This is a genomic window from Micromonospora sp. RTGN7 (genome assembly GCF_033804645.1).
Lineage (GTDB): Bacteria > Actinomycetota > Actinomycetes > Mycobacteriales > Micromonosporaceae > Micromonospora.
The window spans coordinates 175,012-200,077 of sequence record NZ_JAPZLF010000011.1 but is presented as its reverse complement, the minus strand read 5'-3'; the positions used below and the strand labels follow the sequence as shown (position 1 = coordinate 200,077).

Below are 25,066 nucleotides of genomic sequence, written 5' to 3'. Positions count from 1 at the left end.
GCCCGGGCGGCCGCGCCCCCCCCCCCCCCCCCCCCCCCCCCGCCCCCCCCCCCCCCCCCCCCCCCCCCCCCCCCCCCCCCCCCCCCCCGCTTCCCCGTACCGGGAGAACCATAGATGTTGATCTCTAGGTCGGTGGTCTGATGCCGTATTGGCTGGAGACCGACACCTTCCACACCGAACCGGTGTGGGAGGTGCTCGCCGGTGGCGTCGCGGACCTGATCGACGCGTTGCAGTCGGCGCTGTGCCGGCTGAAGTCGACGTCGGCCTCCGTCATGTCCGACGGCTACCTGACCGAGGGCATGGCGCTGCAGCAGTGCCGGGGCCGAAAGAAGATCCTCGGCCTGTTGACCACCGGGGTGCTCGACCAGCCGCCGCTGCTGCACCGCCAGGGCGACGAGTGCGAGTGCCTCGGTGACGGCTGGATCACCGGGTACGTCTACCGGATCCACGGGTTCAGCAAGCGCAACCCGAACCGCCGGGAGTACAACCGCAACCGGGCGCAGAAGGCCGACCTCCGCGACGCCCGCTTGAAGGCCCTCGTCTACACCCGCGACGGCGGCTGCTGCCGGTACTGCGGCTCCGGACCGCTGAGCCCGAAGTCCGGCCGGGCGAAGGACCCCCGCAAGCGCATCCACTACGACCACGTCGACCCCGACCAGCCCGCCGGCGCCAACGCCGAGAACTTCGTCCTGGCGTGCAAGCGCTGCAACGAGCACAAGGGCCACCGGCTCCCCGGTGAGGCCGACATGGTGCTGCTGCCCATCCCCACCCCCGAACAAGCCGCCCACATGCGCACCCGCGCCCAGGTCCTCCACGACCTGCCCACCGATGCCGATCAAAAACCGAACACCGACGAAACGACGCCCAATCACGATCACGATCAAAAACCGATCGCTGACCGGACCGATGAACCAATCACCGAACACGATCGCAATCGAAACGCCGATCCCACACCACCAGTGCGCCTGAACCCCGACACCACCACCACCGCGGTGATGACCAATCACCGCGCGGCAGGGTCCGGGCTGGGTCGGGGCGGGGAACCCGAGGTGACACCCTCACCACCCGCCCCCCGGACCCCCTGGTCACACCAGCCAGCCCGCAGCCCAGAACACCCGGACATCTACCACCGGCGCTCCCGCGCACCAGGACCCACCGACCCCTACATCTGGCCGCCCGGCGCAGTCCCCGCCCCACCGCCTCCCGAGGAAGCCCGATGACGCAACTGCAGACCTGCGCCTGGTGCACCCGCCCGGACCCGACGGGTGGGTACGTCTGCCCGGACTGCTACCGGCCCGTCGGCCAGGCCCTGCGCGACCTCATCCGCCTCGCCGGCGAGCCGGAGGTCAACATCGCCCGGCAGGCCCGCTACGGCGACCGCGACGGGCCCCGCTCGGCCGAGCCGCCGATTCCCGTGGACCTGGAGGCGTCGGCCGCCGCGTGGGCGGCCGCGCACATCGTGGTCACCTGGATGGACCACATCGCCACCGTGCGCGGCCTACCGCTGCCCCGGCGGCAACCTCGGCCGGTCGGGCCCCTGTGCGCCGGCGCCGGCTGGGCCGCCCTGTCCGGCCGGTGCGGGCATCCGTCGTGCGACGCCATCCGCCACCGCCAGCCCGAACACCCGATCGCCGCGGCGGCCCGGTTCGTCGCCGCGCAGTTGCCCTGGCTGCGCCGGTCCCTCGACGCGGCCGAGGCCGCCGAAGAGCTGCTCGGCGCGGCGAACGCCGTCCGCCGCCTGGTCGACAACCCGGCGGAGCGCTGGTACGCCGGCACCTGCCTGGAACCGATTGCCGGCGGCGACCCGGGCGAGGTGTGCACCACCGAGCTGTACGCCTGGCCCGGGGTCACCTGGGTCCGCTGCCCTGGCTGCCAGACCACCCACCAGACCGGGCCCCGTGTGCGGTGGCTGCTCGACGAGGCCCGCGACGTCCGAGGCACCGCCACCCAGCTGGCCACCGCGGCGGCCCGCCTCGGCCGGCCGTGCACGCCTGGGCAGCTGCGCGCCCTGGCCCAGCGCAGCCGGTTGATCCCCGCGACCATCCCGCTCGACGAGGAAGTCCAGGGGCCGTGGGAGGCCGACCGGGACGAGTGGCGGCGGCCGCGCTACCGGTTCGGCGACGTCCTGGACCTGCTCGACGAGATCGCCGAGCAGCACCGGCGCGACGAAGAGGATCGGGCCTGGCGGGCCGCCGCCCGCGCGGCCAAGGAGCAGGCGGCGGTCACCGCTGCTGCGGCAGGCGGTACGCCGCAAGAGCAGCCGACTTGATCACCGTGTGAGCAGGGCGTACGCTCACCTGCCAGTAGGACCAGTGTGCCTACGAACCCATCTCACCGAACGCCCCGTGCCCCTGCGGGGCGTTCGTCGTGTTCGGGGAGGGGCCGGGTGAGCCGGCACACCGAGGACAGCCAGGCGTACCGCCGGCTACGGGCGCAGTTCCTGACGGACCACCCGGTGTGCTGGATCTGCCACCACGGCGGCGCCAACCAGATCGACCACGCGATCCCGAGGTCACGACGGCGCGGCCGGCTGGAGACGTGGAACTGGAGGCCGGCGCACGGCCCGCCCGGGTGCCCGACCTGCAGGCAGTGCTGCAACCAGGTGCGCGGCACGAAGGACCCGACCATCACCGTCTGGGTGACGTCGCCGACCTGGTGATTGATCGCACCGCGCGGACCACATAAGCGCAGGTCAGCGCAGGCGGTCACGGTTCTTTTAGTGCTGGTGGGCCTGTCGACCCCGCACCTAGGCGACGTTTTTATCTCTCCCGGGAATGGGGGGACATCGGAATGGACCAGGTAGAACCCCAGGTGAGCGAGCCGATCAGCGCCCGGATCACCGGTGAGATCGTCGCCGCGCGGCGCGTGCAGGGCACCACCCGGGACGAGGTCGCCGCCGCCGCTCGGCGGGCGGGCGCGCCGGCGTCGTTCACGGCCGCCGCGTTGCGGAACCTGGAGACCGGCCGGCGGGCGCCCAGCGTCGACGAGCTGGTGTGGTTGGCCGCCGCTCTCGAGGTGCCGGTGCGGCAGCTGCTCGGCGAGCATCGGCGGCTGTTCGGTGCGGACCTTGAGACGCCGCCGTCGTGCGGGCCCGTCGAGTCCGCGACCCGTGAGGCGGTGCGCGGCCTGGGCGAGTTGGACGGCCGGGAGTACCCGCTCGCCGAGGCCGCGTACGCCTTGGCGCGCAAGCTCGACGCCGACGCCGGGATGGCCACCGCCGCGGTGTCCAAGGAACTGCGGGCGGCGCTCGCGGACATCTGGGAGGGCCGGGGTGACGACGAAGACGAAGACGAAGACCTCGGCCCGTCCTGACCGCTACGCCCCGTACCCGGTCCAGCTGTGGCCGGGGATGTCCCGGGAGGAAATCTGGGCGGCGTACGGGCTGACGTGCCCGCCCCGGATCGGCACGCTGCGGGACCCGTCGCGCAAGACGTACGGCACGGCGGTGGCGCGGATCTCGGCGCAGCTGGGCATGCCCATGATGCCGTGGCAACGGTACAGCGCGGACGTGGGGTTGGAGGTCGACCCGGACACCCAGGCACTGGTCTACCGGGACGTGACGGCGTTGGTGCCCCGGCAGAGCGGCAAGACGTCGATCATCCTCGGGGTGAAGTCGCACCGGGCGCTGGAGTTCCCCCGCCAGGTGCGTCGGCACGCGCCGCAGCAGGTCGGCCGGCAGCGGATCCTGTACGCCGCGCAGAAGCGGCAGGACGCCCGGGAGAAGCTGATCGACGACCACCTGCCGGTGCTGGAGCGCTCGCCGCTGCGCGACCGGTTCCGGGCCCGGCTGCGTGGCGGCTCGGAAGCGTTGATCTGGGACACCGGCGCGATCGACGGGATCACCGCGAACACCGAGGACGCCGCGCACGGCAAAACCCTGGACCTGGGCGTGGAGGACGAGTTCTTCCACGCCGAGGACTCCCGGCTGGAGCAGGCGTTCTCGCCGGCGATGCTCACTCGGTGGTCGCCGCAGCACTGGCGGGTGTCGACGGAGGGCACAGAGAAGTCGACGTACCTGGCGGCGAAGGTGGAGCTGGGCCGGGAGATCGCCGAGTCGGGACAGCGGTCGACGATCTGCTACCTGGAGTGGTCGGAGCTGACCGGGGCGCATGATGACCCGGCGACGTGGCTGCGGTGCATGCCGGCGCTGTGTCCGATCGAGGACGGCCCGTGCGTGTGCGGCGTCGACGAGTCCGGCCGGCAGCGGTGGCGGCACACCGTCCGACTGGACACGATCCGCGCCGAGTTGGAGAAGGCCACCACGACGGAGGACTTCGAGCGCGCGTACCTCAACCGGCGGCGCGGGTCGAAACCGCCGGCGGATCCGAACGTGCCGCCGTTGGCGAAGTGGAACAGCCTGATCGACATCCGGCAGGCCCCCGGCGACGTGGTGGCGTTCGGGGTCGAGTGCGACTGGCGGGGCACGCAGGCGGCGATCGTGGCGGCCTGGCCGGGCGAGGGCGACGTGACCCACCACCTGCGGGTGATCGAGTACAAGGCGGGTATCGACTGGGTGCCGGACCGGGCCCGGGCCCTGGACGACCGGTGGAAGCCGGTCGGGTGGGGTGTGGACCTCGGCGGAGGCCCAACCAAGCAGCTGGAGCAGCCACTCAAGGGGGTCCGTCTGGTGCTGCCGGAGGGGGACCCGGAGCGCGGGCAGATCGCCTCACCGCAGGTCCGCGACACAGCCGCGTACACGGCGGTGCTGCTCAACGGGGTCCGGGCCGGCACGCTGCGGCACGAGGGCCAGGAACCCCTGACGGATGCGTACAAGGTCGCCCGTACCAAGCCGTCCGGGGACTCGCACCTGCTGGACCGTAAGACCAGCGGCAACATCGTCTGCGTCAACGCCGCGATCAAGGCGCTGTACGCCCTGGAGACCCGCAAGCACCTGGCGGACGACGACTACGACGTAGCGGAGTCGTTCGGGTGAGGAGGCCCTGTGCGTGACACGGTGCATGAGTTCGTGACGGTCGCCCTGGACGTGCTCGGGCTGGTGCTGATCGCCGCCGGCCTCGGCGTGATCGTCGGCCGGCTGGTGGGTCCGGGGTCCGGGCTCATCGTCGCCGGCGTGGCGGTGCTGGCGGGCCGCTGGTGGGCCGACCGGGCCCGTGCGGGCGCGCCGGTGGAACGGTCGGGTGAGCGGCTGTGAGCCTGTTCGGTCGCAAGGCGCGGGCGGCGTCGATCACGAGCGCTCAGGATCTGATCGGCGATCGGGGCGGGAAGCGGTCCGGTGTCGTGGTGACCAACGAGACCGCGCTGCGGCACTCGGCGGTCTGGGCGTGCCTGACGCTGCGCGCCGACCTGGTGTCGTCGATGCCGGTGGACGTGTTCCGTCGGGTCGCCGGCGTTCAGGTGGAGGTCCCCAAGCCGCCCGTGCTGGTCACCCCGGGCGGCGACCAGGTCGGGATCCAGGAGTGGTTGTGGTCCTCGCAGTTCGACCTGGACCGGGCCGGGAACGTCTTCGGGCTGATCACCGACCGCAACGGCCTCGGGCTGCCGGCTCGCATCGAGCTGGTGGCGCTGTCCGACGTGGTGGTGCGGGCGAAGGGCTCGCAGATCACCGAGATCCGCGTCGGCGGCACCTCGTACACCGGGGAGCGGCTGAAGGACGTCTGGCACGAGAAGCAGTACCCGATGGCGGGGCTGCCGCTCGGGTTGTCCCCGGTGGCGTACGCGGCGTGGAACATTCAGGAGTCGCTGTCGGCGCAGCAGTTCGCCCTGGACTGGTTCGGTGGTTCCGCGATCCCCATGGCGGAGCTGAAGAACACCGCCAAGAAGATCAACCGGGCTGAGGCGCAGGTCGCGAAGGACGCTTACCGGGCGGCCGTCACGAACGGCGATCTGTTCGTCCACGGGCAGGATTGGGAGTACAAGCCGATCCAGACCGTGGCGGCGTCCTCGGAGTTCCTGCGCACTCGGGAGTTCGGTCTGACGGACATCTCCCGGTTCTTCGGCGCGCCGGCGGACCTGATCGACGCGGCGGTCTCCACCGGGTCGATCACGTACGCCAGCATGACGCAGCGGAACCTTCAGTTCCTGATCATGAAGTTGGGGCCGGCCGTGTCCCGCCGGGAGTGGGCGCTGAGCCGGCTCACGTCCCAGCCGCGGTTCGTGAAGCTCAACCGCAACGCGCTGCTGGCGATGGACCCGGAGACGCGGGCCCGCACGATCAAGATCGAGCTGGACTCGCGCACCCTCACCCCGACCGAGGCGCGCGGCCTGAGTGATCGCCCGCCGTTGACCGACGCCGACCTGGCCGAGTTTGCGGCTGTGTACGGCGCTCCCCGCACACAGCCGACGGAGGCGAAAGCATGACCACCACGACCCGGGACGTCGCCGCGGCGGCGGCGGCCCGCGCCCAGCACGTCCGGCAGCGCGCCGACCGGCCGTCGCAGCGGCGTTCCGCCGAGCACCAGGGCGCCCGGCCGGCCATCCGCGCCACGCTGATCGGCCCGCAGCTGCGCCAGCAGGTCGGCGACGGAGGCCTGCTGGAGTTCACCGGGCACGCCTCGGTGACCGAACGCGCGTACGAGATGTGGGACTGGTACGGCCCGTATACGGAGGTCATCGGGTCGACCGCGTTCGACGCCACTCTGGCCCGCGCCGACCTGGACGTGCCGCTGGTCCTCGGCCACGACCAGCTGCGCCGCATCGCCCGGACCACGACCGGCACCCTGGACCTGGCGATGGACGACACCGGCCTGCTGGTGGCCGCCCGCCTGGACCCGGCCGACGCCGACGTGGCGTACATCGCGCCGAAGCTGGCCGCGAAGCTGGTCGACGAGATGTCGTTCGCGTTCCGCATCGACTCCGGTACCTGGTCGCCGGACTGGGACCAGTTCCGCATCGACGCCGTCGACATCCACCGCGGCGACGTCGCGATCGTCGGGTACGGCGCGAACCCCGCCACCGACGCCGGCCTGCGCCACGCCCGCTCCGACACCACGCGGGCGCGCGCGCTGCTGGAACTCGCGCTCGCCGGCGACTGACCGGCCACCCATCCCTGACCACCCTGTACGCCACCGGCGTGCGGGGAACACCGCCCTGCTCTGCCTCGCACGAGACCACCCGGCGCCGCGGCCTCGGGTGGCCGTCTGACCTGGACGGGCGTCCACCGATCACTCACGAAACGGAGACGAGCATGACGCTCGCCGAGCTGATCGCCCGGGCGCAGGACACGCTGCGCGCCGCGATCGCCACCCGCCAGGCCGCGCAGGAGGCCCTGACCGCCCTGCGTTCGGACCCCAACCTCACCGAGGAGGCCGTCACCGAGCGGCGTACGACCCGCGACACCGCCGACGAGGCGGTGACCCGTGCGCAGGGATCCCTGGACGAGCTGCTGGCCGAGCAGCGCCGGGAGGAGGAGATCGCGGCGCTGTCCGCCCGGACCACCCCGACCGGCACCCGCGCGCCGGCGTACGACCGGACCGCCCGGGTGGGCGCGGAGGAGCGCACCTACCGGCGCGACGAGGACCCGCGCGGCGCCGCGTTCGAGCGGGACGTCGCCGCGGCGTTCCTCGGTGACTACGAGGCCCGCGACCGGCTCATGCGGCACATGCAGGAGGAACGCGTCGAGCGCGGCGACCAGCTGCGCGCGGTCGGCACCGCCGCGTTCGGCGGCCTGGTCGTGCCGCAGTACCTGACCGACATGTACGCGCCGGCGGTGGCCGCGAACCGGCCGTTCGCCGACGCTATCCGCAACCACCCGCTGCCGGCGCAGGGCATGACGGTCAACATCTCCCGGATCACCACGTCGTCGAGCGTCGACAACCAGTCGGCGGAGAACGCCGCCGTGGCCGAGCAGGACATGGACGACACCCTGCTGACCATCCCCGTACAGACCGCGGCCGGCCAGCAGACCATGTCCCGGCAGTCCATCGAGCGGGGCGCCGGCACCGAGGCGATCGTCATCGACGACCTGTACCGCCGGTACGCCACGAACCTGGACGGGAAGCTGCTCAACCAGGCCACCACCGGCCTGTCGGCCGCCGCCACGGCGGTCACCTACACCGACGCGACCCCGACCACCGCCGAGCTGTACCCGAAGGTGATCGAAGGCCTGTCCGGGGTGGAAGCGGCGCTGCTCGACCAGGCGTCCGGGGACAACCTGGCCGTGATGCACTCGCGGCGCTGGTACTGGATGCAGAACGCGATGGGCGCCTCGTACCCGCTCATCACCCAGCCCGGCATCGTGGCGCAGACCCTCGGCGCGAACTACGCCGAGGCGTACGGCCGCGGCGTACGCGGCATCCTGCCCAACGGCACGCCGGTGATCGTCGACAACAACATCGCGACGAACCTCGGCGCCGGCACCAACGAGGACGAGATCTACCTCGGCGACCGCAACGAGTTCCACCTCTGGGAAGACCCCAACTCGCCGATGTACATCCGCGCCGAGCAGGCCAAGGCCGCGAACCTCGGCGTGCTGCTGGTCGTGTACGGCTACTTCGCCTACACCCACCAGCGGTACGCGCACGCCCGGAAGATCTCCGGCACCGGCCTGATCACGCCGACGTTCACCGGCGCCTGATCCACCTCGGCAGGCACCCGGCCGCCACGCCCGGCCGGGTGCCTGCCGGCCCCACCGATCCGATCCGAACGGAAGGACCGCGATGAGCACCGACAGGAAGATCAACGACCCCAACCCGGAGGACACCGTCCGCGCCCTGGTGCACGAGCGGGCCGGCCTGGCCCGGCGGGCCGCCGCCGGCGACGACGCGACGAAGAAGCGGTTCACCGACCGGGTCGCCCAGGTCGACGAGCAGCTGAAGGCGCGGGGCTGCGACTCCAAGGGCCAGCCGGTCCGGGCCCGGCAGACCCCGCCGCAGCAGACGGCCTGACGGCGGCAGGCAGGAGGTAGGGGGCGAGATGGACTACGTCATTCTCGACGAGCTGAAGAAGCTGCGCCGGATCGCCACCTCCGACACCGTCGATGACGAGTCGCTGCAGCGGGCGGTGAATGCGGCGAACCAGTTGATCGACGGCCGCTGTGGCCGCACGTTCGGCCTCGCCGACACCGCCACCGGCCGCGTGTTCCGACCCCGGGGCCGCGTCCTGTCAGATCCGGACGGTGAGCGGCTGCTCGTCGACGACATCGGCCACCCGGACGGCCTGGTCGTGGACGTTGGCGACGGCGCGGCGTGGACGCCAGTCACCGACTACGACCTGCTGCCGGACAACGCGCACGCCAAGGGTGAGCCGGTCACGGGGCTGCTGCGCCCGTACGGCACGTGGGCGGGTCGGAAGGTGCGGGTGACCGCCCGGTGGGGTTGGCCGACGGTGCCCGACGACATCCGGCAGGCGGCGTTGCTGCTGGCCTCGCGGCTGTGGCTGCGGCGCGACTCCCCGGAAGGCGTCGCCGGCGCCACGGAGTGGGGAGTGGTCCGCGTGTCGCGTCTCGACCCGGACGTCGAGTCGCTGATCAGCCCGTACGTGCTACCTGGGTTCGCGTGAGGGGGTTGGGGTGAGCATCGCGGAGATGGTCGAGGCGTTGACGGACGCGCTCAACGGCGTCGAGGTGCCGGGGTTGCGGGTGTACCCGGACGTGGGGCCGGGGGTATCGCCGCCTGGCGTCGTGCTGGGTGTGCCCACCTTCCAGTGGGAGACGCCGGGGTCCGAGCCGACGTCGGCGCGGTGGCCGGTGTTCCTGATCGTGCCGCGCACGGACCGGGCGCTGCGGCAGCTGTGGGAGCTGCTGCTGCCGGTGACGGCGGCGCTGGACGGAGTGGTCGACGTCGTCGTCGTGACGGCGTCGCCGAGTGCGTATCCAACATCCGGCGGCGAGCTGCCGGCCTACGAGATCCAGATAGAGGTGAGTCTGTAGTGGCGGCACAGTCGCGCAAGCTGAAGCTGGTCGATCTGGCCCTCGACGGGGTGTCCTTCGAGAGTCAGCTACGGCAGATCATGCTGGCGAACAACACCGACGACGGCGACAAGATGTGGGTCGCCGACGGGTCGGAGCTGCGGGAGGAGACCGATCCGGACTACGCCCTGGAGCTGACGTTCCTGGCGGACTGGCGGGCCGACGGCATCAGCCAATGGCTGTGGGACAACGACGGCCGAACGGTGCCGTGGTCCGCGGCCCTTCACCCGGACATCACCGCCGAGCACGTCGTGTTCGGGGGGAACGTGTACGTCAAGGCGCCCAGCGTCGGCGGGGAAATCCGCACCACCGAGCAGACGGAAGTGACCCTGCAGGTGCAGGGCAAGCCCGACCAGACCAGGCCGGGTGCCTGATGGCCCGAGTGAGCCAGGCCACCCAGCGGATCGTCCGGGCCGGGCTGTCACCGGCGCTGACCGTTCCCACCTCGGACGGCGACGTCGTCGACTGCGGCGCCGTCGCGTTGATGGTCGACAACGCCAGCGTCGGCGCGGTCACCGTCACGGTCGTGTCGACGGCCGCGCAGGACGGCCTGGACGTGGCCGACCTGGCCGTCGTCGTGCCGGCCGGCGGCACCCGCCTGATCGGGCCCCTGCCGCACCGCACGTTCGGCCAGCCCGTGAGTTCGGCTGACGCCGGCCGCGCCTACGTCAACTACTCCACCCAGAGCGGCGTGACCCGCGCCGTCATCTCCCTGTAAGGAGCGCGGATGTACGACTTCATCCTCCGGCCGGACGGCGACGGCGAGCCGATCACGGTCACCGCTGGGAGCCGCGACGTCCTGCAGTTCGAGCGGACCACGAAGGGCGCGACCCTGTCGCAGCTGCTCGTGCAGCCGAAGATGGCCGACCTCTACAAGCTCGCCCACCTCGCAGCCCGCCGCACCCAGGTGTTCCCCGGCAGCCTGCAGGACTTGGAGGCCGGGTGGGAGCTGGAGTTCACCGAGACGGAGGCGGTGGACCCTACGAACGGGGAAGCCTCGCCCGCGACCTGATCGCCCTGGCGGTCGCGACGGGGATCCCCCCCAGCGTGTGGGCCGACGAGGGCGAACAGGCGATCGCCACGGCCATTGACCTGATCGCCACCGCCCGCCACGGCGGCGGGCACGACGACGGATGAGAGAAGGAGGCAGTCGTGGCCAGCAACGGCGGGACCGGCCTGGTGGTCAACCTCCGCATCGACGGCGTCCGGCAGACCCTGGCGGCGTTCGCGTTGCTGCCCCGGCAGGCCTCGGACGAGTTGCGGTCAGCGTCGCTACGCATCGCCCAGGTCCTGGCGGGCCGGGTGCAGACCGCAGCCGTCGCCGAGGGTGGGCAGGCCGCTGCTCTGGCCCGCACGGTGAAGGCACGGCGGGACCGGGTGCCGTCGGTCGAGGCAGGCGGCACCACACGCATCGGCCGGCACCGCACGCCGGCGTTCCGGCTGCTGTTCGGGTCGGAGTTCGGCATGGACAGGCGCTCCGGCTGGTACGCAGGCTCCCGCTACCGGACGTCGACGGGCCGGCAGTACGGGCGGCACCTCGGCCAGGGCAGCTACTGGTTCTTCAGCACGGTGGAGTACGACGAGTCCCGCATCGACCGCGAGTGGAACGACGCGGCCAACGAGATCATCCGGCGGTTCACCGATGGCTGACGGCACACGCACGATTCGGGTCCGCTTCGCCGGCGAGTCCAAGGGCCTGGCATCTGCGACGGAGGCAGGCCGCAAGGTACTCGGCCGGTTCCGCGACGGTCTCACGAAGGTCGACGAGAGCCTCTCCACCACCTCGAAGGCGTCGGGCAAGGCCAGCGACCAGCTGCAGACGCATCTGCAGGCCGTCGACGGGCGGATCAACACCGTCCGTACCCGGCTTGCCGAGCTCACCGCGCAGTTCGCCGAGACGGGCGACATCAAGCTGTTCGGTGACATGTCGCGGAGCCGGTCGCTGCTGACCAACCTGGAACGGGTCCGCAAGGAAATCGACGCCAGCACCAAGCAGGCCGGTCGCCAGGGTGGCGAAAACCTGCGCGGTGGCTTCATCGGCGGGTTGCAGCGAGCCGGCGCTGGCCTGGCCAAGATCGGCGGCCGGATCGGGCAGGGGTTGTCATCGGCCGTGTCCGCTGCGGGCCCGTACGTCCAGGCCGCCATGATCGCCGTGCTCGCGTCCGCAGCTCTCGCTGCGGGCCCGGCCATCGCCGGCGCGATTGTGGGTGGCGCCGCCGGCGCGGGCATCGTCGGCGGGGTGCTGCTGGCGTCCAAGGACGCCCGGGTCGCCAAGGCGCTCGACGACTTGAAAGAGGATGCCGGCGACGCGCTCAGCGATGCCGCCGGCCGATTCGTGCCGGCGACCCTGGACGCGCTGAAGCAGGCGCGGTCCTCCTTCCGAGGGCTCCTGCCCGACCTGCGGCGCATCTTCGACGTCAGCGCGACCTGGCTGGGCCCGCTCACACGCTCACTCGGTGCGGGCGCCGAGGCTGCCCTGTCGGGAATCACCACGGCGGTCACCAAAGCCGGCCCCATCGTGGCCGTGATCGGCACCAGCATCGAGCATGTTGGTCGCGCCGTCGGTGACATGTTCCGCCGGCTCTCGGACAACGGTGCCAGCATGGCGCTGGCTCTCAAGGGCGCGCTGATGATCGTCGAAGGCGCGATCTACGCCACCGGCCTCATCCTCAACGCCCTCGTTGAAACTTTCGAGTTCTTCGCCAGCAAGATCCCCGGGCTGTCCGGCCAGCTGGAGAAGCTCAAGAACGGCCAAGACGGCGCCAAGACGTCGGCGTTCAATCTCGCTGGCGGCTTCCAGCGGCTGGCCACCGACTCGACCGCGGCCGCAGCCGGCATCGGCCAGGTCAAGCAGAAGTCGGACGAGTTGATCAACAGCAACATCAGCTTGGCCCGGGCGCAGATCGGATCCCGCGACGCCGTCCGCGCCGCCACCCAGGCACTCAAGGACAACGCCAACGCCAAGCTGACCAACAAGCAGCGATCAGACGCCAACATGACCGCGCTGCTCGGCCTGGCCGACGCGTTCAACACCGAGGCCGACGCCGGCGACCGCTCAGGGATCAGCGCCGGCAAGGCGTCCGCCGCGTACGCCACCAACCGTCAGCGGCTGATCGCGATGGCGGAGAAGGCCGGCTACTCACGGCAGAGAGCCGAGGAACTCGCGGCGCAGCTGTTGAAGATCCCCAAAAACGTGAACACCGACGTCAACGTCGATACGAAGTCGGCGGCGGGCAAGCTTGAGACGTTCATGAAACGGGTGCGGCAGGCAGACGGCACGGTCGCCAAGGTCACCGTGCAGGTCACCACCAAGGGTGACCACCGCATCCCTGGCGTCGGCACCCAGGTGCGCCGCTGGGGCGGTATCGACTACGCCATGGCCCGCGGCGGAATCGCCGCCCACTTCGCCCGCTCGCCCACCGTGCTGTACGGAGAGCGGGAAACCGGCGGCGAGGCGTTCATCCCCCGCCGGGGTGACCGGGCCCGGTCACGGCGGATCGCGGAGGTCGTGGTGCGCAACTGGCTCGGCGGCGACGTGACCTGGGCGACGCGCCGCGCCGCGTCCACGTCGACCAGGTCGGCGGGCCGCGCGGAAGCGGGCATCGTCGTAGAGAACCTCCACGTCCGGGCCTACAGCGACCGGTTCAGCCTCCGGCAGGTCCAGGACGACCTCGCGATGTACGGGGTGCGCTGATGGCGCTCTCCGCCGGCCAGTACCAGATCGGTGACCTGGTGATGGGCGCCGGCACGAACTACCTGGTGCTCGACGACGTCAACCCGTGGACGGTCACCACCCGGTACGACCAGGTCTCGCCGCGCACCGGGGACCACGGATCGTGGTCCGGCCAAGAATGGCGCGACGAGGTCATGGTGCCGATGCGGATCCGGGTCCGTAACCAGGCCGACGGCACCCCGGGCGGGTGGCTGGCCGCACACCAGCGCCTGGCGGCCGCGTTCACCCCGTCGCACACCGACGTGGAACTGCGGTGGATGACCGGCGGCGTCGAGTACATGATGCGCGGCCGCCCCCGCCTGGTCGAACCAGAAGTGACCACCATCCGCCGCGGCTACAGCGTGACGCGCTGCGCGTTCGCGGCCCTCGACCCCCGGATCTACGGGGCAGAGCAGGTGGCATCGACGCTGCTGCCATCGTCGTCCGGTGGTCTGGTGTGGCCCGTGACGTGGCCGGAGACGTGGCCCGCCGTGGTGACGTCCGGACGCATCCAGGCGTCCAACGAAGGCCGCGCCCCGACCCGGCCCCGACTGGTGATCCACGGGCCGGTGGAGGGACCCCGGGTGACGCTGGTGGACACGGGTCAGACCCTGGCGTGGGACCTGGCACTGACGGCCGGGCAGTGGTTGGACGTGGACACCGACCGGCGGACCAGCCTGATCAACGGGCAGGTGTCCCGATCGGGACAGATGACGTCGCGGCAGTGGTTCGAGCTGCCGCCGGGCGGGTCGGAGATCGCGTTCGGCGCGAGCGTTCACAACCCGGACGCGGCCTTGTCGGTGGCGTACCGGTCGGCGTGGTGAGGGGACGAGACAGATGGCTGTGACCGCGTATCCGATGAACGCCTCAGGCGGGGCGCCGGCCTTCACTGCCCGGCAGGGCCGGCAGGCCCTAGCGGCGCTGACTATGGCCGGTGCTGGCGCGCTGCGTACCCGCAGTGGGTTCCGGCCGGGCGGAGCCCCGGCCGTGTCCGTCGACGCGACAACGTGGTCGGTGGGCCCGTGGTCGGGCGTGATCAACGCTAACGCCACCGGCGTGCAGGGGCCGTACCTGGCGGCGTCGGATGGCACCGACACCGGCCCCATGACGGCGGCCGACGGCACGTACGCCCGCCGGGACATCCTCTACGTCCAGGTCGACGACACCGACGAGGACGCCTCCGGGCAGCGCCGTGGTCGCGTGCTGTATCTGGCCGGCACCGCGGCGGCCGCCCCGTCAGCGCCGGCGACGCCCGCCCGATCGGTGCTGATCGGCCTGGTCGACGTGCCGAAGGTCGGCTCCGGTAACCCGACCTTCACCGCCTCACGGCTGTGGACGGTCGCCGCCGGCGGGATCGTGCCGGTGGGCAGCGCCGCCGAGCGCAACGGGCTGACCCCGTACGACGGCCTGGTCGTGGAGCGTGGTGACGTCGGCGGTGATCTGGAGGTGTACGCCGGCGGGTGGCGGCCGGTGCAGGGCGACGCCGTCCTCAGCGAGCTGTGGTACGGGCAGGGGCAGACGTACGTAGTCCGCTCCAACGCCACGAACGCCCGGGCGGACATCGACGCGGCGCTGACGTTGACGTTCACCGCCCCGGACACGGGGCGGGTGTGGATCGAGCTGGAGGGCATGGCCGCGTCGACCGGCGTCCCCGCCAGCACCGGCGTGTTCGGCACGTACTGGTGCCTGAAGGACAACAACGGCGGCGGCCTGGTCCCGAACTCGTCGGTGGCGATGCTGCCCACCGGCGACACGCAGGCCACCCGGCTGCGCTACTCCGCTCGGATCACCGGCCTCACCGCCGGGCAGTCGTACACCTACATCTGGCAGCACTTCCGCGGCGCCGGAAGCGGCACCGCCTGGTTCTACATCGGCGGCGGATCGATCTACTCGCTGATGCGGGCGAGGCGGGCGACGTGACGCAGCCGGCCACCACCCGGTCGGACCGGCTGACGTCGATGCTGCCCCCGGTGCCGCCCGCACCGCAGCCGGCGCAGCTCACCTGGCTCGGCTGCGACCTACGCACCGGCCGGATCGCCGAGGAGCTCCCCGCGCTGACCCCCACGGGGTCGCTGTCACGACGCCTCGGCGCCTACACCAGCGCAGCGTTCACGCTCGCACTGGCGGGAGCGCCGGCTGCCTGGGAGGCGGCCACCGACCCGGGACGCACGATGCTCGTCGCCCTCGCCGACGAGATCCCCGTGTGGGCGGGCATCGTCCTCACCCGCAGCGGCGGGTCGGCCGGCACCGTGCAGCTCGGCGTGGCCACGCCCGAGGCCTACCTGGACCGCCGGTACGCCCGCGACCACACCTGGACGCAGCAGGACGAGACGTCGGTGATCGCCGCCGGGCTGATCGGCGATACCGCCCTCGACGGGATCGGCCTCACGATCGACGCCCCGGCGGCGGGCCGGGTCCGCGACCGGGCATACCGGGGTGCCGACGACGCGACGGTGCTGTCCCGGCTGCAGGAGCTGATGGGCGTCGACGGTGGCCCCGAGTGGACGATCGATGTGCGGTGGCATTCCGACACCACCCGGCTGGAGCTGATCGCGCGGGTCCGCCAGCGAATCGGCGTGCAGTCGGCCAGCCCCGCCGCAGTCTTCACACATCCGGGGGACGTCGCCGCGTACGAGCTGTTCGAGTCGTATGAGGCTGGCCGCGGGGCCACCGTCGTCCAGGCCCGAGGTGAAGGCGAGGGAGACAGCCGTGCCAGCAGCAGCGAGACGGTGGCCGCCGACCTGATCGCCAGCGGCTGGCCGCGCTACGAGTACCGGTGGACACCCGGCACCGCCATCACCTCGAAGAACATCCTGGACAGCCACGCCCAGGCCGCGCTGGCCCTACTACGGCCCGGCGCCCGGGTCTGGTCGGTCGACGCCGTCGCCACCCAGGCGCCACGGCTTGGCCGCGACTGGCAGATCGGCGACAACATCCGCCTGCAGGTCCTGACATCCCCCCGCCACCCCGCCGGGGTGGACATGGCAGGCCGGGCGTGGGGCTGGGACTGGGACCCCCGAGCAGACCGGATCAGCCCGATCCTCGCAGAGGAGTGAAGTCGACATGGTGACCCGAGCCAATCTGGTGGAGACCGATCCGATCCGCCAGCTGTACCAGCGGCTCGCCGACCTTGAGGCGGAGATGCGGGAGCTGCGGGCCGCCCGCCGGCTGGAGTCGGCCGCCATTGGCGCTGGCGGTCTGACCGTGAGGGACGGCGGTACGGTCGCCGTCGATGACACGTCCAGCAACCGGATGCTCTGGCTCGGGCAGGTGCCGTTCGGCGACGGCACCACGAAACCGGGAATGGTCGCCTTTCGGGCCACCACGAACGACCCCAACCGCACCGTGGCGATGAGCCTCTTCGACGGCGTCTTCGCGCTGTGGGACCGGCGCGGAACCATCGTGGTGAGCACCGATGAGGTCTCAGGGAGCGGGCTCGCCCGCCCCTACATCCCGGTGCAGGTAGGCGACTGGAACGCGCCCACCAACACCACCACCTCGGCAACCTTCACGGATATGGCGCTGGGCTACAACGTCATCCAGCACCCTGTGCTGCACGTACACCTGCTGGTGCGGGCCAGCGACGCGACCACCGCCGGCCAGGCCCGCGTCACGATCGATGGCACCCCGGCCGGGCCCACCACGACCATCACCGCCGGCGCCTACTCCGACATGCTCATCGGCCCGTTCGCCGTCACCCCCACAGCCGGGCTGCGGATGGTGGCCGTGCAGGCCCGCCGTACCGCCGGCACCGGCACCATCGGCGTGCGCGTCCTGTCGATCGTCGGCCTGGAGTCCGCCTACCTGTGAGCCCTACGCCGGCGGCGAGGTCTTCGGGTCCGCCGGCGGGGGCGTCCGGGACGGCCGCGGCGGGTCCTCGTCGGGCGTGCTCTGCGTCGGCTCCGGCTCCGGGTCGTTGTCCGCCTTACTCGCCCGCGTCCCCGACGTCGTCCGAGGCGCACTGCTGTGCGCTGGCGCCGCGCTTCGCTTGGGCGCACCCGCCGCGGTGGTCGCCGCCGCCGGCGTCACCGCGACCGGACTCGCCGTCGGCGTCACGCCGGCCACCGACGCCCCCGGGCTGGCACTCGTCTCATCCGACACCGTCCGCACCGTCGTCGTCTCCTTCGGCCCCTGGTCCATCAACGCCGCAGCGGTTACACCACCGAGTACCCCGGCCGCCGCGAGCGAGGCGACACCAACCGCAAGATTCGTCATCTTCACGGACTCAGTCTGGCTGATCTATGCCACCACGCACTGGCCGACTGACCAAAAAAAATGAGAAAGGAGATAGATGGCCACCGACGCCCAACTTTCAGCGGAGTCGTACTGGAGCCGCGAAGTTGTCACCCCGGAAATCGACTGGCTCGGCGACGAGCTTTGCCGGCGCACCAACCGGCCCAGGGTCGCCTTCGGCACGAAGGGCGACCGCCACCACCTGCGCGGCGCTCACCGCTCGCAGGAGTGGATCAAGCGGTCGCGGTACTGCACGTCCCGCACGTACACCGCCCAGCCGGGGCTGACCGCCGAGCAGGAGCGGCACGTCGCTGGCCTCGACTTCACCCCCGGCTCGGCCGCCGACATGATCGCGCAGTCCGAGCGGCTGCTCGCCGCGATGCAGGCCGGGCAGCTCGACGAGGTGCGCGAGTTCTACGGCAACGTCGACGGCGACCGGGTGGTCGATGGCTGGGACAACGTGCGCGACCGCGCCGCCAGCTCGGACAGCAGCCACCTGTGGCACTGGCACCTCACCCTCGACCGCCGGCACTGCCGGAACCAGCAGCTGATGCAGCGCATCCTCGCGATCGCGCTCGGAGACACCCAGGAGGACGACGAGATGAGCGAGAAGGCCGAGAACGAGATCCACGCGGTGCACGCGGCCGTGTTCAGCGGCGGGTCGAGCATGGGCCGCCGGGTCGACCCGGACGGCGCGGGCGCGGCGGCGGCGGGTAACAGCGTCGTGGCGAAGCTCGACTACATGATGTCCCGCCTCGACGGGGTGGCCGCCGGGGTGACCACCCTGGCGGGCAAGGACTGGACGGACGAGCCGGCGATCGTCGCCGGGGTGCTCGCCGGCCTCGGCCCGGACCGGCTCGCCCAGGCGATCACGGCCGCCGGACTCACCCCGGCCGCGATCGCCGCAGCGGTGCCGGCCGAGATCGCCAGTCGGGTCGTCGACGAGCTGGCCGCCCGCCTCACCGCCGCCGAACGTGAGTGAGGCTGGAGCGGCTCACCCGCGGCCTGCGGGACCTGGGCTGCGTCGTGGGTGGCCTGAGCGCGATCTACCACCAGACGTGGATCGCCGCTCAGCCGTCCGAGGCGTTGCTGGCCGCCGCGGTCGCCCTGCTGACCGGGCCGGCCGTGGGCGGGGTGATCAGCCTGCGTCGCGAGGCGCAGACATCGGACGGATCGTCCTCTCCGCCATCGCCGTCATCGTCGCCGTCGCCGTCATCGTCGCCGGCCACGCCATCCGGGGCAGGTGAGCGGGCGTGACCGTGCGCGGATGGCGGGCGCTCGTCGTAATCCTGCTGACGGCTGTCCTGGGGCTCGGCGCGGCCCTGCTGGTAGCCGTGAGGGCCCTGCAAGTGGCTGAGCAGCGGTCGTGCGACCTGACTACCGCCTTCGACGACGCCTACCGCGAGGCCCCGCCGCAGACCCCGGCCGGTCGGCAGATCGCCGACCAGGTGGCCGCGCTGCGGCACACGTACGACTGCCGTCCCGGCAGGTAAGCGCATTCCTTCGGCCCGGATCGCCCGGTCCGAGCCTCGTCAACCCTGGAGGCATCATGACCACCCCCAACACCCCGGCCGCGCCCGTCGCGCCCGTCGAGGCGAAGGTCCAGGCGTCGGCCGCCTGGACGTACCTGCTGGCCCTCGCGGGCCTGGCCGTCGTCAACGGGGTCAGCGACACGACCTTGCTCACGGACCTTCCGGACGTCCTGGAGATCTTCGTCGCGCCGCTCGTGCCGGCCGCGGCAGCAGGCATCGGCGGCTACCTGGCGCGGCACACCCCGCGGCCGGATCTCGGCCGCTCCTGAGCCAGCCGCCGGCCAGCTCACACACAGCGGCCCCACCCCTTGGCGGGGTGGGGCCGCTGTGTCGTGTCGTGGTCAGCCCAGGGTGAGGGCCAGTGCCCCGAACACTTTGTCTTCCGGGTACTGCACCGTGCCCCGGTGTGCGACCTCGACGCCGTAGAAGCCCTTACCGGAGGGCACGCTGGCGAGGTGGAAGGTGAACTTGCAGATGTCGGCGGTGCGGCCGGGCAGGGTGCCATCGAGCTTGCCCTGATCGAGCTTGCCGAGTCCGATGGTGGCTCCGGCCGCGTCGGTGATGACGACCTGGGCGCCCTCGCGGATGTCGGCGTAGCCGCCGGTGCCGACGCAGCCGGTGTCGCTGGACCAGGTGAAGCCGGCGGGATCGTCGAGGGTGAGGGCGCCGGCGACACCACGGTTAGCGGGGGCGGTGGTAGCTGAGGCGGCCGGTTGCCCCGCGTCGCTGGCGCTGGCGCAGCCGGCCAGCGCGGCAGCTAGGGCGACGAGGGCGGCGGCCGGGAGGAGAGGGCGGATCACCCGGGCACCGTAGCGGCGACGGACGGGCGGGACTGTCCGGGAGCCGACAAAGTCCCGGCAAGCTCCCCTGCAGTGCCTCCGATGTCGTGGCCAGGATCGGGCCAGGAAAGCGCATTCCTGGCCGCGCCCGAAACGACTCGGCCCCGGCCTCCACCAGAAGGTCGGGGCCGCAGTGCGTCCGGGGGTGGGGCCGGCCGGGTGGCCGGCCCCCGGGGCGGGTCAGACCCGGGCCACCTGGGGCCGGTAGCCGGTGTAGCGCGGGCGTCGCACCACTCGCCGGCCCCGGAGCCGGCCCATCAGGCGCTCGTTGGAGCGGACCATCCGGACGGCGGTCTCGTTGTCGTAGACCCGCCCGATGCGCTCGATCTCCCGGGGGCTGGCGACGAGCATCTGCTCCAGGCCCCAGCGGAGGCGGTCCATCTGGATGGCCCTGGCCTCGAACTTCGCGCGCGCCTTGGTCTCGTTCATCTCGGTCTCCCTCGCTCGCTTGCCTGTACTCATAGCTTAGTGGGTCCCCACTAGGAATGCAAGTGGGGACCCACTAGATTTTTCAGGGGGTCCCCACTACGCTCATCCCATGACGCTCCCCGCCCCCATCGCCGCCCTCGCCGCAGGCCTCCCCGACGACCCCGCCGACCGGGCCCGCGCCCTCGGTGCAGCCCTGGAGGCCGTTCCCGAGCTGCAGAGTGCCCTCCGGGCCGCTCGCGCCGACGCCGTCATCGCGCTCAAGCAGGGGAGGACCTGGGAGGAGGTCGGCGAGATCATCGGGCTGCACCCTGCACGGGCCTCCCAGATCGCCCGGGGGGTCACCGGCGGGACGAAGCGCCGACCCGAGCCGGCGGCGTAGGAACGCGCTTTCCCGGTCTTCTCGAAACGCGAAGCGCCCCCGCTCGGCTCCGGCCGGCGGGGGCGCTTCGCGTGCGTCAGGGGTCAGCTCGCCGCGGCGATCCGCTCGGCTCGGACGTCCCGGATCCTCCGCTTGGCGGTGGCCTCCGAGACGTGCCAGTCGGTCACCAGCGTGTCGACGATCCGGGAGTACGCCACTCCGTCGTCGAGCAGCTCGGCGACCGCGTCCTCGATCGTCTGGGGTTCGTCGACGTCGTCCAGGTCGTCGACGTCGTCGACCACGCGGACGCGGCGGCCGCCGACGGTGGCGATCCGCCCCCACCAGCCGCCGGTGTCATCGTCGGTGTCATCGGTGTCTGACACCTTCGCGAACTGCGGGTTGACCCTGACACTAGGGGCGGCCCCCTCGGTGGGGGAGGGGTTCTCCGGATGGGTCCGGAGGCGCTCGGTGACCCCGGCGACGATCGCGAAAGCGATGATGGCGAGGGCCAGGGCGACGGGCCCGCCCCACCCCCGGGATGCCTCGGCGGCAGCAATGATCAGCATCAGGCGTCTCCGAACAGGAAGGCGGGCAGCGGGGCAACGATCGTGGTGGTGACTTCCAGCAGCATGCGGGTGACGTCGCCGACGAACCCGCCGGGCAGGTCGGACATCAAGCCGAGGGGCACCGCCGCAGCCCAGAGGGGCAGGTTGAGCCGGTACAGGCCGGAGGCCCGGAACTGGATGGTCGCGAACCGGCCGAGGCGCTTGCTGAGCTTGGTGGGCAGCATGCAGCCGATGGCGTAGATCCAGAGGAAGCCGACCAGTGTGCCGATGATGAGGTTGATGCTGGCGCCGGCGATCCGTGCGTCACCGGTCTGGTCGAGCAGGCTCTGGATGAAGTCGCGGAGGGTCTCAACGGTCCACTTGTCCAGCGGCGAGTCGTTGAAGCCCTCGCGGACGACGGGGACGGCCATCATGAAGGCCAGCCTGTCGCGGATCGAGTTGGGGCCGATCGACATGTAGTCGATGACCAGTGCGAGCAGCAGGGTGATCGCCACGGCGGTCGGGGACATCGCGTATTCGGGGGCGGGAGCGGCCGGCGCGGCGGCGGCGAGCAGGTAGGTCACGGTCACGCCCCCGTCCAGTCGAGCACCACGGCGTTGGTGTCCGGGTCGACGACTTCGAGCCGCGGCCGGGGCATCGGTTCGTTGGCGTCGAGGGCGGCGCGGGTGAGGGCGGCGAGCTGTCGGTCGAGGATCCCGCCCATGGTGGGCGAGTCGAGGTCGACGTCGACGACGTGAGTCCGGTGGTGGAGCACCTCGTACGCGCCGTCGTAGATCCTGAGCCGGTACCGGCGCGGGCCGGTCTGGTCGTGCATCATGGTGGTTCGCCTCTCCTGAGGGGTGGGATCCCGGGGCGCGGTGCTGTCCAGGCGTGAGCCGCGCCCCGGGGGCTATCTACTGAGCCGGGGTCTGAGCCCTGCGATCGCGCATCCAGCGGTTGGCCGTGGCCTTGCTGTATCCGGCGGCCGCGCCGAGTTCGTCGCCCTTCGGCTTGCGCTTCAGCTCGTGGGTGAGCCGTTCGTACTCGGCGGCGAGGCGGCTCACGTCGATCCGGGGCCCGCCGGCCGCGCGGCGTGCCGGGCTCGGCTCGGTGGCCTGGCGCTCCGGCTCACGGGCTGGCCGCCGCCGGGCGCGGCTCAGGCTCCGGATCCGGGGTGGCCGGGCCGGTGGCCACCCGGGCCGGCGCCGACGAGGCTCCGGTGCCGGCCCGGCGGCCGCCGGGCCCTCGACGGCCGGGCGCGGCTCAGGGATCGGGGCGGGAGCCGGAACCGGCGCGGCCAGCGCGGTGGCCACCGGGGCCGGCGCGGGCTCACGATCGACGAGCGCGAGCCGGTCCGCCCTGGCCCGGATCCGGGCGGTCGCCTCGGCCATGGCGAGTCGAGCCCGGGCGGCGAAGAGCATCTCGGGGTCGTCGAGGCTCAGCGGCTCCGGTGCCGGTGCGGGCTCGGGTGCCGGCTCGGGCTGCGCCGGCTCCGGCTCGGGTGCCGGCTCGGGCTGCGCCGGCTCGGGCGCGCGGCCGAGCAGGGTGCGCCAGGCGGCGCGGATCCGGCCGGCCGGCGCAGCGGCGCGCTGAGCCGTCCGGTGCGCCCGGTACCCCTCCCACGCGGCGCGCGGGTCGCGGACGTGGTGGTCGATGCTCCAACGCCGGGCGAGCCACGAGCGGAACGGGAACGCGCGCCGGCGGGCCGGGTCGAAGGTCGCGCCGGTCTCGTCGACCAGGTCCTCGCGGAGCAGCTGGACGTGCTGAGCGCGTCGGGTGTGTAGGCCCCAGAGCCACGGGCTCAGGGAGGAGAGCACGCCGAGGATCACCGCGAGGGCGGTCGGGTCGAGCAGGCCGTCGCCGGCGAAGTGGCTGTAGTTCACGGCCGCCATCACCAGGGCAATGCCGTACGAGGCGCGCCGGAGTCTGCCGGCCGTCGTCCGCGCGCCGGCCAGCAGGGCGTCGTGGGCGTGCCAGCCGACGTACAGGGCCACGGACTCGGCGGCGGTGGCCACCCCGACGGCGACGGCGATCCGGGCGGCCGGGTGCCACCCGGCGGGGGTCTGGTCGTGGGCGTAGGCCAGCTGCCCGCCGACGGTGGCCGCGTTGACGAGCAGCAGCGGGCCGACAGTGCGGGCGGTGGCGGCGTGCCTGCGGAGCTGGGCGAGCCGGCGGGCGCGAGCCTTCGCCCTCGCCTTGCGCGCCCGCTTGTCTGCCCGGGCCTGCTCACGCTCGGCACGGCGCTGCTCGGCGCGGTCGGCGTCGGCCTGGTCCCGGGCGAACTGCGCGGCGAGCCGGAGTCGCTGGTCCTCGGCCTGGGCGATGGCGGCGATCTCTTCGGCGGTGGGCCGCCGGCGGGTGGCCAGCTTCACCGGACACCTCCGGCGAGCGCCTCGCCCCGGCAGGGGCCGCACCTGCCGATGATCTGGCCGCCGTGGCCGGGCTTCTGGCAGCGGTCACCGCCGGGCGGGGGCGGGAGGGCAGCGCCCCGGCGCTCCGGGTACGGCTGCCAGCCGCCGCTCTTCTTGCTCTTCGGGACCCAGTTGCGCCAGTTCTGCGCGCCAGCGCGGCCCTTCCCCTTCTCACCCCCATCAACATCGGGTGACACGGTTCCGTTCTGGCTGTCACCCCTGGCGGCCGAATCTGGCACCCCAGCGCCCTGAGGTGTCACCCCTCGGCCCTTGGACGTCACCCTCTCCACGGCGGCGGCGACGATGTCGGACACGATCCGGTAGACGCGGGTGGCGATCCCGGAGACCTGGCGGACGGCGAGCCGGCCGGCCTGGACGAGGCGGGCCAGGGACCGTTGGATGGTGCGCTCGCTGACGCCGACGTACTCGGCGATCGTGGCGACGGCGGGCCAGGCGTCGCCGGCGGTGTTGGTGTGCGCCGCGATGGCGAGCACGACCAGGCGGTCGGTGCCGCGCAGGTCCTTGGAGGCCAGCAGGGCGGCCTTGACGGCGAGGCTCATCGGGCACCACCGGCGGTCAGCACGGTGGCGGCCGGCGCGGCCGGGCGGAGGGCGGCGCCGGTCAGCAGGGCGGTGCGGAGGCCGGCGGCGGGGCCGACGTAGCCGGCGATGATGCGCCGGGGCGGGGTGATGTGCGCGCAGGGGCGCGCGTGCGCGAAGATGTACACGGTCGACTCCAACCAGTCGATCAAGGGCCGGGAGCACAGGAGCGCCAACTCCTGCCCGGCCCGCTTAAGTTTTGGATGTTTCAGTCGGGCTGCTCGGCGTACTCCTCCAGCAGCCGGGTAACGACCTCGGCGAACCGTTCGCCTCGCTGCTTTGCCCGGGCCCGCGCCGCGTCCTGCACGGCCTTGGACACCCTGACGTTGAGCAGCGGGGTGAGTCCGGTGGCCGGTCGTCCCGGCCGGCGCGGCGCCTCGCTCATGGCGATAAACGTACTACGTTAATACGGGTGGCGCAAGTCAAGATCGGGGGTCCGGGCCCGGACCGTCGGTGGCCTACTGACGTCGCCGCCCCACCTCCACCTGGGCGCGGCCGGCGGCTGGAGAGTGGCCGCGCCGACCGGCTCACCCTGCACGGGGC

36 protein-coding genes are annotated in these 25,066 nt (G+C 72.3%); 27 read left to right on the top strand and 9 right to left on the bottom strand.

Annotation, left to right across the window (positions count from 1 at the left end; all coding sequences use genetic code 11):
* Nucleotides 1-140 precede the first annotated feature (140 nt).
* The 26 genes from SNR22_RS18650 (at nt 141) to SNR22_RS18525 (ending at nt 19,611) form a co-directional block, all read left to right on the top strand.
* The gene (locus SNR22_RS18650) at nt 141-1,220 is read left to right on the top strand and encodes an HNH endonuclease (protein WP_320067881.1); all 1,080 of its coding nucleotides are present in this window, start codon (nt 141-143) and stop codon (nt 1,218-1,220) included.
* The gene (locus tag SNR22_RS18645; RefSeq protein WP_320067880.1) at nt 1,217-2,269 is read left to right on the top strand and encodes a hypothetical protein; all 1,053 of its coding nucleotides are present in this window, start codon (nt 1,217-1,219) and stop codon (nt 2,267-2,269) included. Before SNR22_RS18650 ends, SNR22_RS18645 begins: the two co-directional genes overlap by 4 nt.
* Nucleotides 2,270-2,386: 117 nt before the next feature.
* Nucleotides 2,387-2,659: a hypothetical protein gene (locus SNR22_RS18640; protein ID WP_320067879.1), complete on the top strand. Its 273-nt coding sequence runs from the start codon at nt 2,387-2,389 to the stop codon at nt 2,657-2,659.
* 152 nt (nt 2,660-2,811) lie between these two features.
* Complete coding sequence (locus tag SNR22_RS18635) at nt 2,812-3,312, top strand: helix-turn-helix domain-containing protein (protein WP_320067878.1); 501 nt, start codon at nt 2,812-2,814, stop codon at nt 3,310-3,312.
* On the top strand, nt 3,272-4,933 hold the full coding sequence (locus tag SNR22_RS18630) for a terminase large subunit domain-containing protein (RefSeq protein WP_320067877.1): 1,662 nt from the start codon (nt 3,272-3,274) through the stop codon (nt 4,931-4,933). The genes SNR22_RS18635 and SNR22_RS18630 overlap by 41 nt, the downstream gene beginning before the upstream one ends.
* Nucleotides 4,934-4,942: 9 nt before the next feature.
* Entirely contained in the window at nt 4,943-5,152 is a 210-nt protein-coding gene (locus tag SNR22_RS18625; RefSeq protein ID WP_320067876.1) for a hypothetical protein, read from the top strand.
* Nucleotides 5,149-6,318: a phage portal protein gene (locus SNR22_RS18620; protein WP_320067875.1), complete on the top strand. Its 1,170-nt coding sequence runs from the start codon at nt 5,149-5,151 to the stop codon at nt 6,316-6,318. Before SNR22_RS18625 ends, SNR22_RS18620 begins: the two co-directional genes overlap by 4 nt.
* On the top strand, nt 6,315-6,992 hold the full coding sequence (locus tag SNR22_RS18615) for an HK97 family phage prohead protease (RefSeq protein WP_320067874.1): 678 nt from the start codon (nt 6,315-6,317) through the stop codon (nt 6,990-6,992). Before SNR22_RS18620 ends, SNR22_RS18615 begins: the two co-directional genes overlap by 4 nt.
* A 152-nt stretch (nt 6,993-7,144) precedes the next feature.
* Nucleotides 7,145-8,533: a hypothetical protein gene (locus tag SNR22_RS18610; protein ID WP_320067873.1), complete on the top strand. Its 1,389-nt coding sequence runs from the start codon at nt 7,145-7,147 to the stop codon at nt 8,531-8,533.
* An 82-nt stretch (nt 8,534-8,615) separates the two neighbouring features.
* Nucleotides 8,616-8,843: a hypothetical protein gene (locus tag SNR22_RS18605; protein WP_320067872.1), complete on the top strand. Its 228-nt coding sequence runs from the start codon at nt 8,616-8,618 to the stop codon at nt 8,841-8,843.
* 28 nt (nt 8,844-8,871) lie between these two features.
* Nucleotides 8,872-9,456: a head-tail connector protein gene (locus SNR22_RS18600; protein ID WP_320067871.1), complete on the top strand. Its 585-nt coding sequence runs from the start codon at nt 8,872-8,874 to the stop codon at nt 9,454-9,456.
* Between the two features lie 10 nt (nt 9,457-9,466).
* A complete protein-coding gene (locus SNR22_RS18595; protein ID WP_320067870.1) occupies nt 9,467-9,826 on the top strand; it encodes a hypothetical protein in 360 nt (119 codons plus the stop codon).
* Complete coding sequence (locus SNR22_RS18590; RefSeq protein WP_320067869.1) at nt 9,826-10,239, top strand: hypothetical protein; 414 nt, start codon at nt 9,826-9,828, stop codon at nt 10,237-10,239. Before SNR22_RS18595 ends, SNR22_RS18590 begins: the two co-directional genes overlap by 1 nt.
* Nucleotides 10,239-10,583, top strand: a complete 345-nt coding sequence (locus SNR22_RS18585; RefSeq protein ID WP_320067868.1) for a hypothetical protein — start codon at nt 10,239-10,241, stop codon at nt 10,581-10,583. Before SNR22_RS18590 ends, SNR22_RS18585 begins: the two co-directional genes overlap by 1 nt.
* 9 nt (nt 10,584-10,592) lie before the next feature.
* The gene (locus SNR22_RS18580) at nt 10,593-10,877 is read left to right on the top strand and encodes a hypothetical protein (RefSeq protein WP_320067867.1); all 285 of its coding nucleotides are present in this window, start codon (nt 10,593-10,595) and stop codon (nt 10,875-10,877) included.
* Between the two features lie 140 nt (nt 10,878-11,017).
* A complete protein-coding gene (locus SNR22_RS18575; RefSeq protein ID WP_320067866.1) occupies nt 11,018-11,515 on the top strand; it encodes a hypothetical protein in 498 nt (165 codons plus the stop codon).
* Entirely contained in the window at nt 11,508-13,559 is a 2,052-nt protein-coding gene (locus SNR22_RS18570; RefSeq protein ID WP_320067865.1) for a hypothetical protein, read from the top strand. The genes SNR22_RS18575 and SNR22_RS18570 overlap by 8 nt, the downstream gene beginning before the upstream one ends.
* Nucleotides 13,559-14,401 carry a phage distal tail protein gene (locus SNR22_RS18565; protein ID WP_320067864.1) on the top strand — a complete coding sequence of 281 codons (843 nt, stop codon included), beginning with the start codon at nt 13,559-13,561 and terminating at the stop codon, nt 14,399-14,401. The genes SNR22_RS18570 and SNR22_RS18565 overlap by 1 nt, the downstream gene beginning before the upstream one ends.
* A 13-nt stretch (nt 14,402-14,414) precedes the next feature.
* Nucleotides 14,415-15,497 carry a hypothetical protein gene (locus SNR22_RS18560; protein ID WP_320067863.1) on the top strand — a complete coding sequence of 361 codons (1,083 nt, stop codon included), beginning with the start codon at nt 14,415-14,417 and terminating at the stop codon, nt 15,495-15,497.
* The gene (locus tag SNR22_RS18555; RefSeq protein WP_320067862.1) at nt 15,494-16,633 is read left to right on the top strand and encodes a hypothetical protein; all 1,140 of its coding nucleotides are present in this window, start codon (nt 15,494-15,496) and stop codon (nt 16,631-16,633) included. The genes SNR22_RS18560 and SNR22_RS18555 overlap by 4 nt, the downstream gene beginning before the upstream one ends.
* Nucleotides 16,634-16,640: 7 nt before the next feature.
* Nucleotides 16,641-17,387, top strand: a complete 747-nt coding sequence (locus SNR22_RS18550) for a hypothetical protein (protein WP_320067861.1) — start codon at nt 16,641-16,643, stop codon at nt 17,385-17,387.
* A gap of 178 nt (nt 17,388-17,565) precedes the next feature.
* Complete coding sequence (locus SNR22_RS18545; RefSeq protein WP_320067860.1) at nt 17,566-17,856, top strand: hypothetical protein; 291 nt, start codon at nt 17,566-17,568, stop codon at nt 17,854-17,856.
* A 12-nt stretch (nt 17,857-17,868) separates the two neighbouring features.
* Nucleotides 17,869-18,792 (top strand): hypothetical protein, encoded by a 924-nt coding sequence (locus SNR22_RS18540; RefSeq protein ID WP_320067859.1) that lies wholly within the window; start codon nt 17,869-17,871, stop codon nt 18,790-18,792.
* Entirely contained in the window at nt 18,789-19,067 is a 279-nt protein-coding gene (locus SNR22_RS18535; RefSeq protein ID WP_320067858.1) for a hypothetical protein, read from the top strand. The genes SNR22_RS18540 and SNR22_RS18535 overlap by 4 nt, the downstream gene beginning before the upstream one ends.
* Entirely contained in the window at nt 19,064-19,303 is a 240-nt protein-coding gene (locus SNR22_RS18530; RefSeq protein WP_320067857.1) for a hypothetical protein, read from the top strand. Before SNR22_RS18535 ends, SNR22_RS18530 begins: the two co-directional genes overlap by 4 nt.
* A 56-nt stretch (nt 19,304-19,359) precedes the next feature.
* Nucleotides 19,360-19,611, top strand: a complete 252-nt coding sequence (locus SNR22_RS18525) for a hypothetical protein (protein ID WP_320067856.1) — start codon at nt 19,360-19,362, stop codon at nt 19,609-19,611.
* 72 nt (nt 19,612-19,683) lie between these two features.
* Here SNR22_RS18525 and SNR22_RS18520 read toward each other — a convergent pair whose 3' ends face one another.
* Nucleotides 19,684-20,142 (bottom strand): hypothetical protein, encoded by a 459-nt coding sequence (locus SNR22_RS18520; protein ID WP_320067855.1) that lies wholly within the window; start codon nt 20,140-20,142, stop codon nt 19,684-19,686.
* A 219-nt stretch (nt 20,143-20,361) separates the two neighbouring features.
* Nucleotides 20,362-20,610, bottom strand: coding sequence for a hypothetical protein (locus tag SNR22_RS18515; protein ID WP_320067854.1), 249 nt, complete (start codon nt 20,608-20,610; stop codon nt 20,362-20,364).
* 109 nt (nt 20,611-20,719) lie between these two features.
* Between SNR22_RS18515 and SNR22_RS18510 the strand changes: the two genes are divergently transcribed.
* A complete protein-coding gene (locus SNR22_RS18510) occupies nt 20,720-20,989 on the top strand; it encodes a hypothetical protein (protein WP_320067853.1) in 270 nt (89 codons plus the stop codon).
* An 83-nt stretch (nt 20,990-21,072) separates the two neighbouring features.
* Here SNR22_RS18510 and SNR22_RS18505 read toward each other — a convergent pair whose 3' ends face one another.
* From SNR22_RS18505 to SNR22_RS18475, 7 genes are all read right to left on the bottom strand, one after another.
* Nucleotides 21,073-21,534: a hypothetical protein gene (locus tag SNR22_RS18505; protein ID WP_320067852.1), complete on the bottom strand. Its 462-nt coding sequence runs from the start codon at nt 21,532-21,534 to the stop codon at nt 21,073-21,075.
* Nucleotides 21,534-22,103 carry a hypothetical protein gene (locus SNR22_RS18500; protein ID WP_320067851.1) on the bottom strand — a complete coding sequence of 190 codons (570 nt, stop codon included), beginning with the start codon at nt 22,101-22,103 and terminating at the stop codon, nt 21,534-21,536. Before SNR22_RS18500 ends, SNR22_RS18505 begins: the two co-directional genes overlap by 1 nt.
* On the bottom strand, nt 22,100-22,351 hold the full coding sequence (locus SNR22_RS18495) for a hypothetical protein (RefSeq protein WP_320067850.1): 252 nt from the start codon (nt 22,349-22,351) through the stop codon (nt 22,100-22,102). The genes SNR22_RS18500 and SNR22_RS18495 overlap by 4 nt, the downstream gene beginning before the upstream one ends.
* Nucleotides 22,352-22,427: 76 nt before the next feature.
* On the bottom strand, nt 22,428-23,885 hold the full coding sequence (locus SNR22_RS18490) for a hypothetical protein (protein ID WP_320067849.1): 1,458 nt from the start codon (nt 23,883-23,885) through the stop codon (nt 22,428-22,430).
* The gene (locus SNR22_RS18485; RefSeq protein WP_320067848.1) at nt 23,882-24,484 is read right to left on the bottom strand and encodes a helix-turn-helix domain-containing protein; all 603 of its coding nucleotides are present in this window, start codon (nt 24,482-24,484) and stop codon (nt 23,882-23,884) included. The genes SNR22_RS18490 and SNR22_RS18485 overlap by 4 nt, the downstream gene beginning before the upstream one ends.
* Nucleotides 24,481-24,675, bottom strand: a complete 195-nt coding sequence (locus SNR22_RS18480; protein ID WP_320067847.1) for a hypothetical protein — start codon at nt 24,673-24,675, stop codon at nt 24,481-24,483. The genes SNR22_RS18485 and SNR22_RS18480 overlap by 4 nt, the downstream gene beginning before the upstream one ends.
* 56 nt (nt 24,676-24,731) lie before the next feature.
* Entirely contained in the window at nt 24,732-24,908 is a 177-nt protein-coding gene (locus SNR22_RS18475) for a hypothetical protein (RefSeq protein WP_320067846.1), read from the bottom strand.
* Nucleotides 24,909-25,066: the final 158 nt, after the last annotated feature.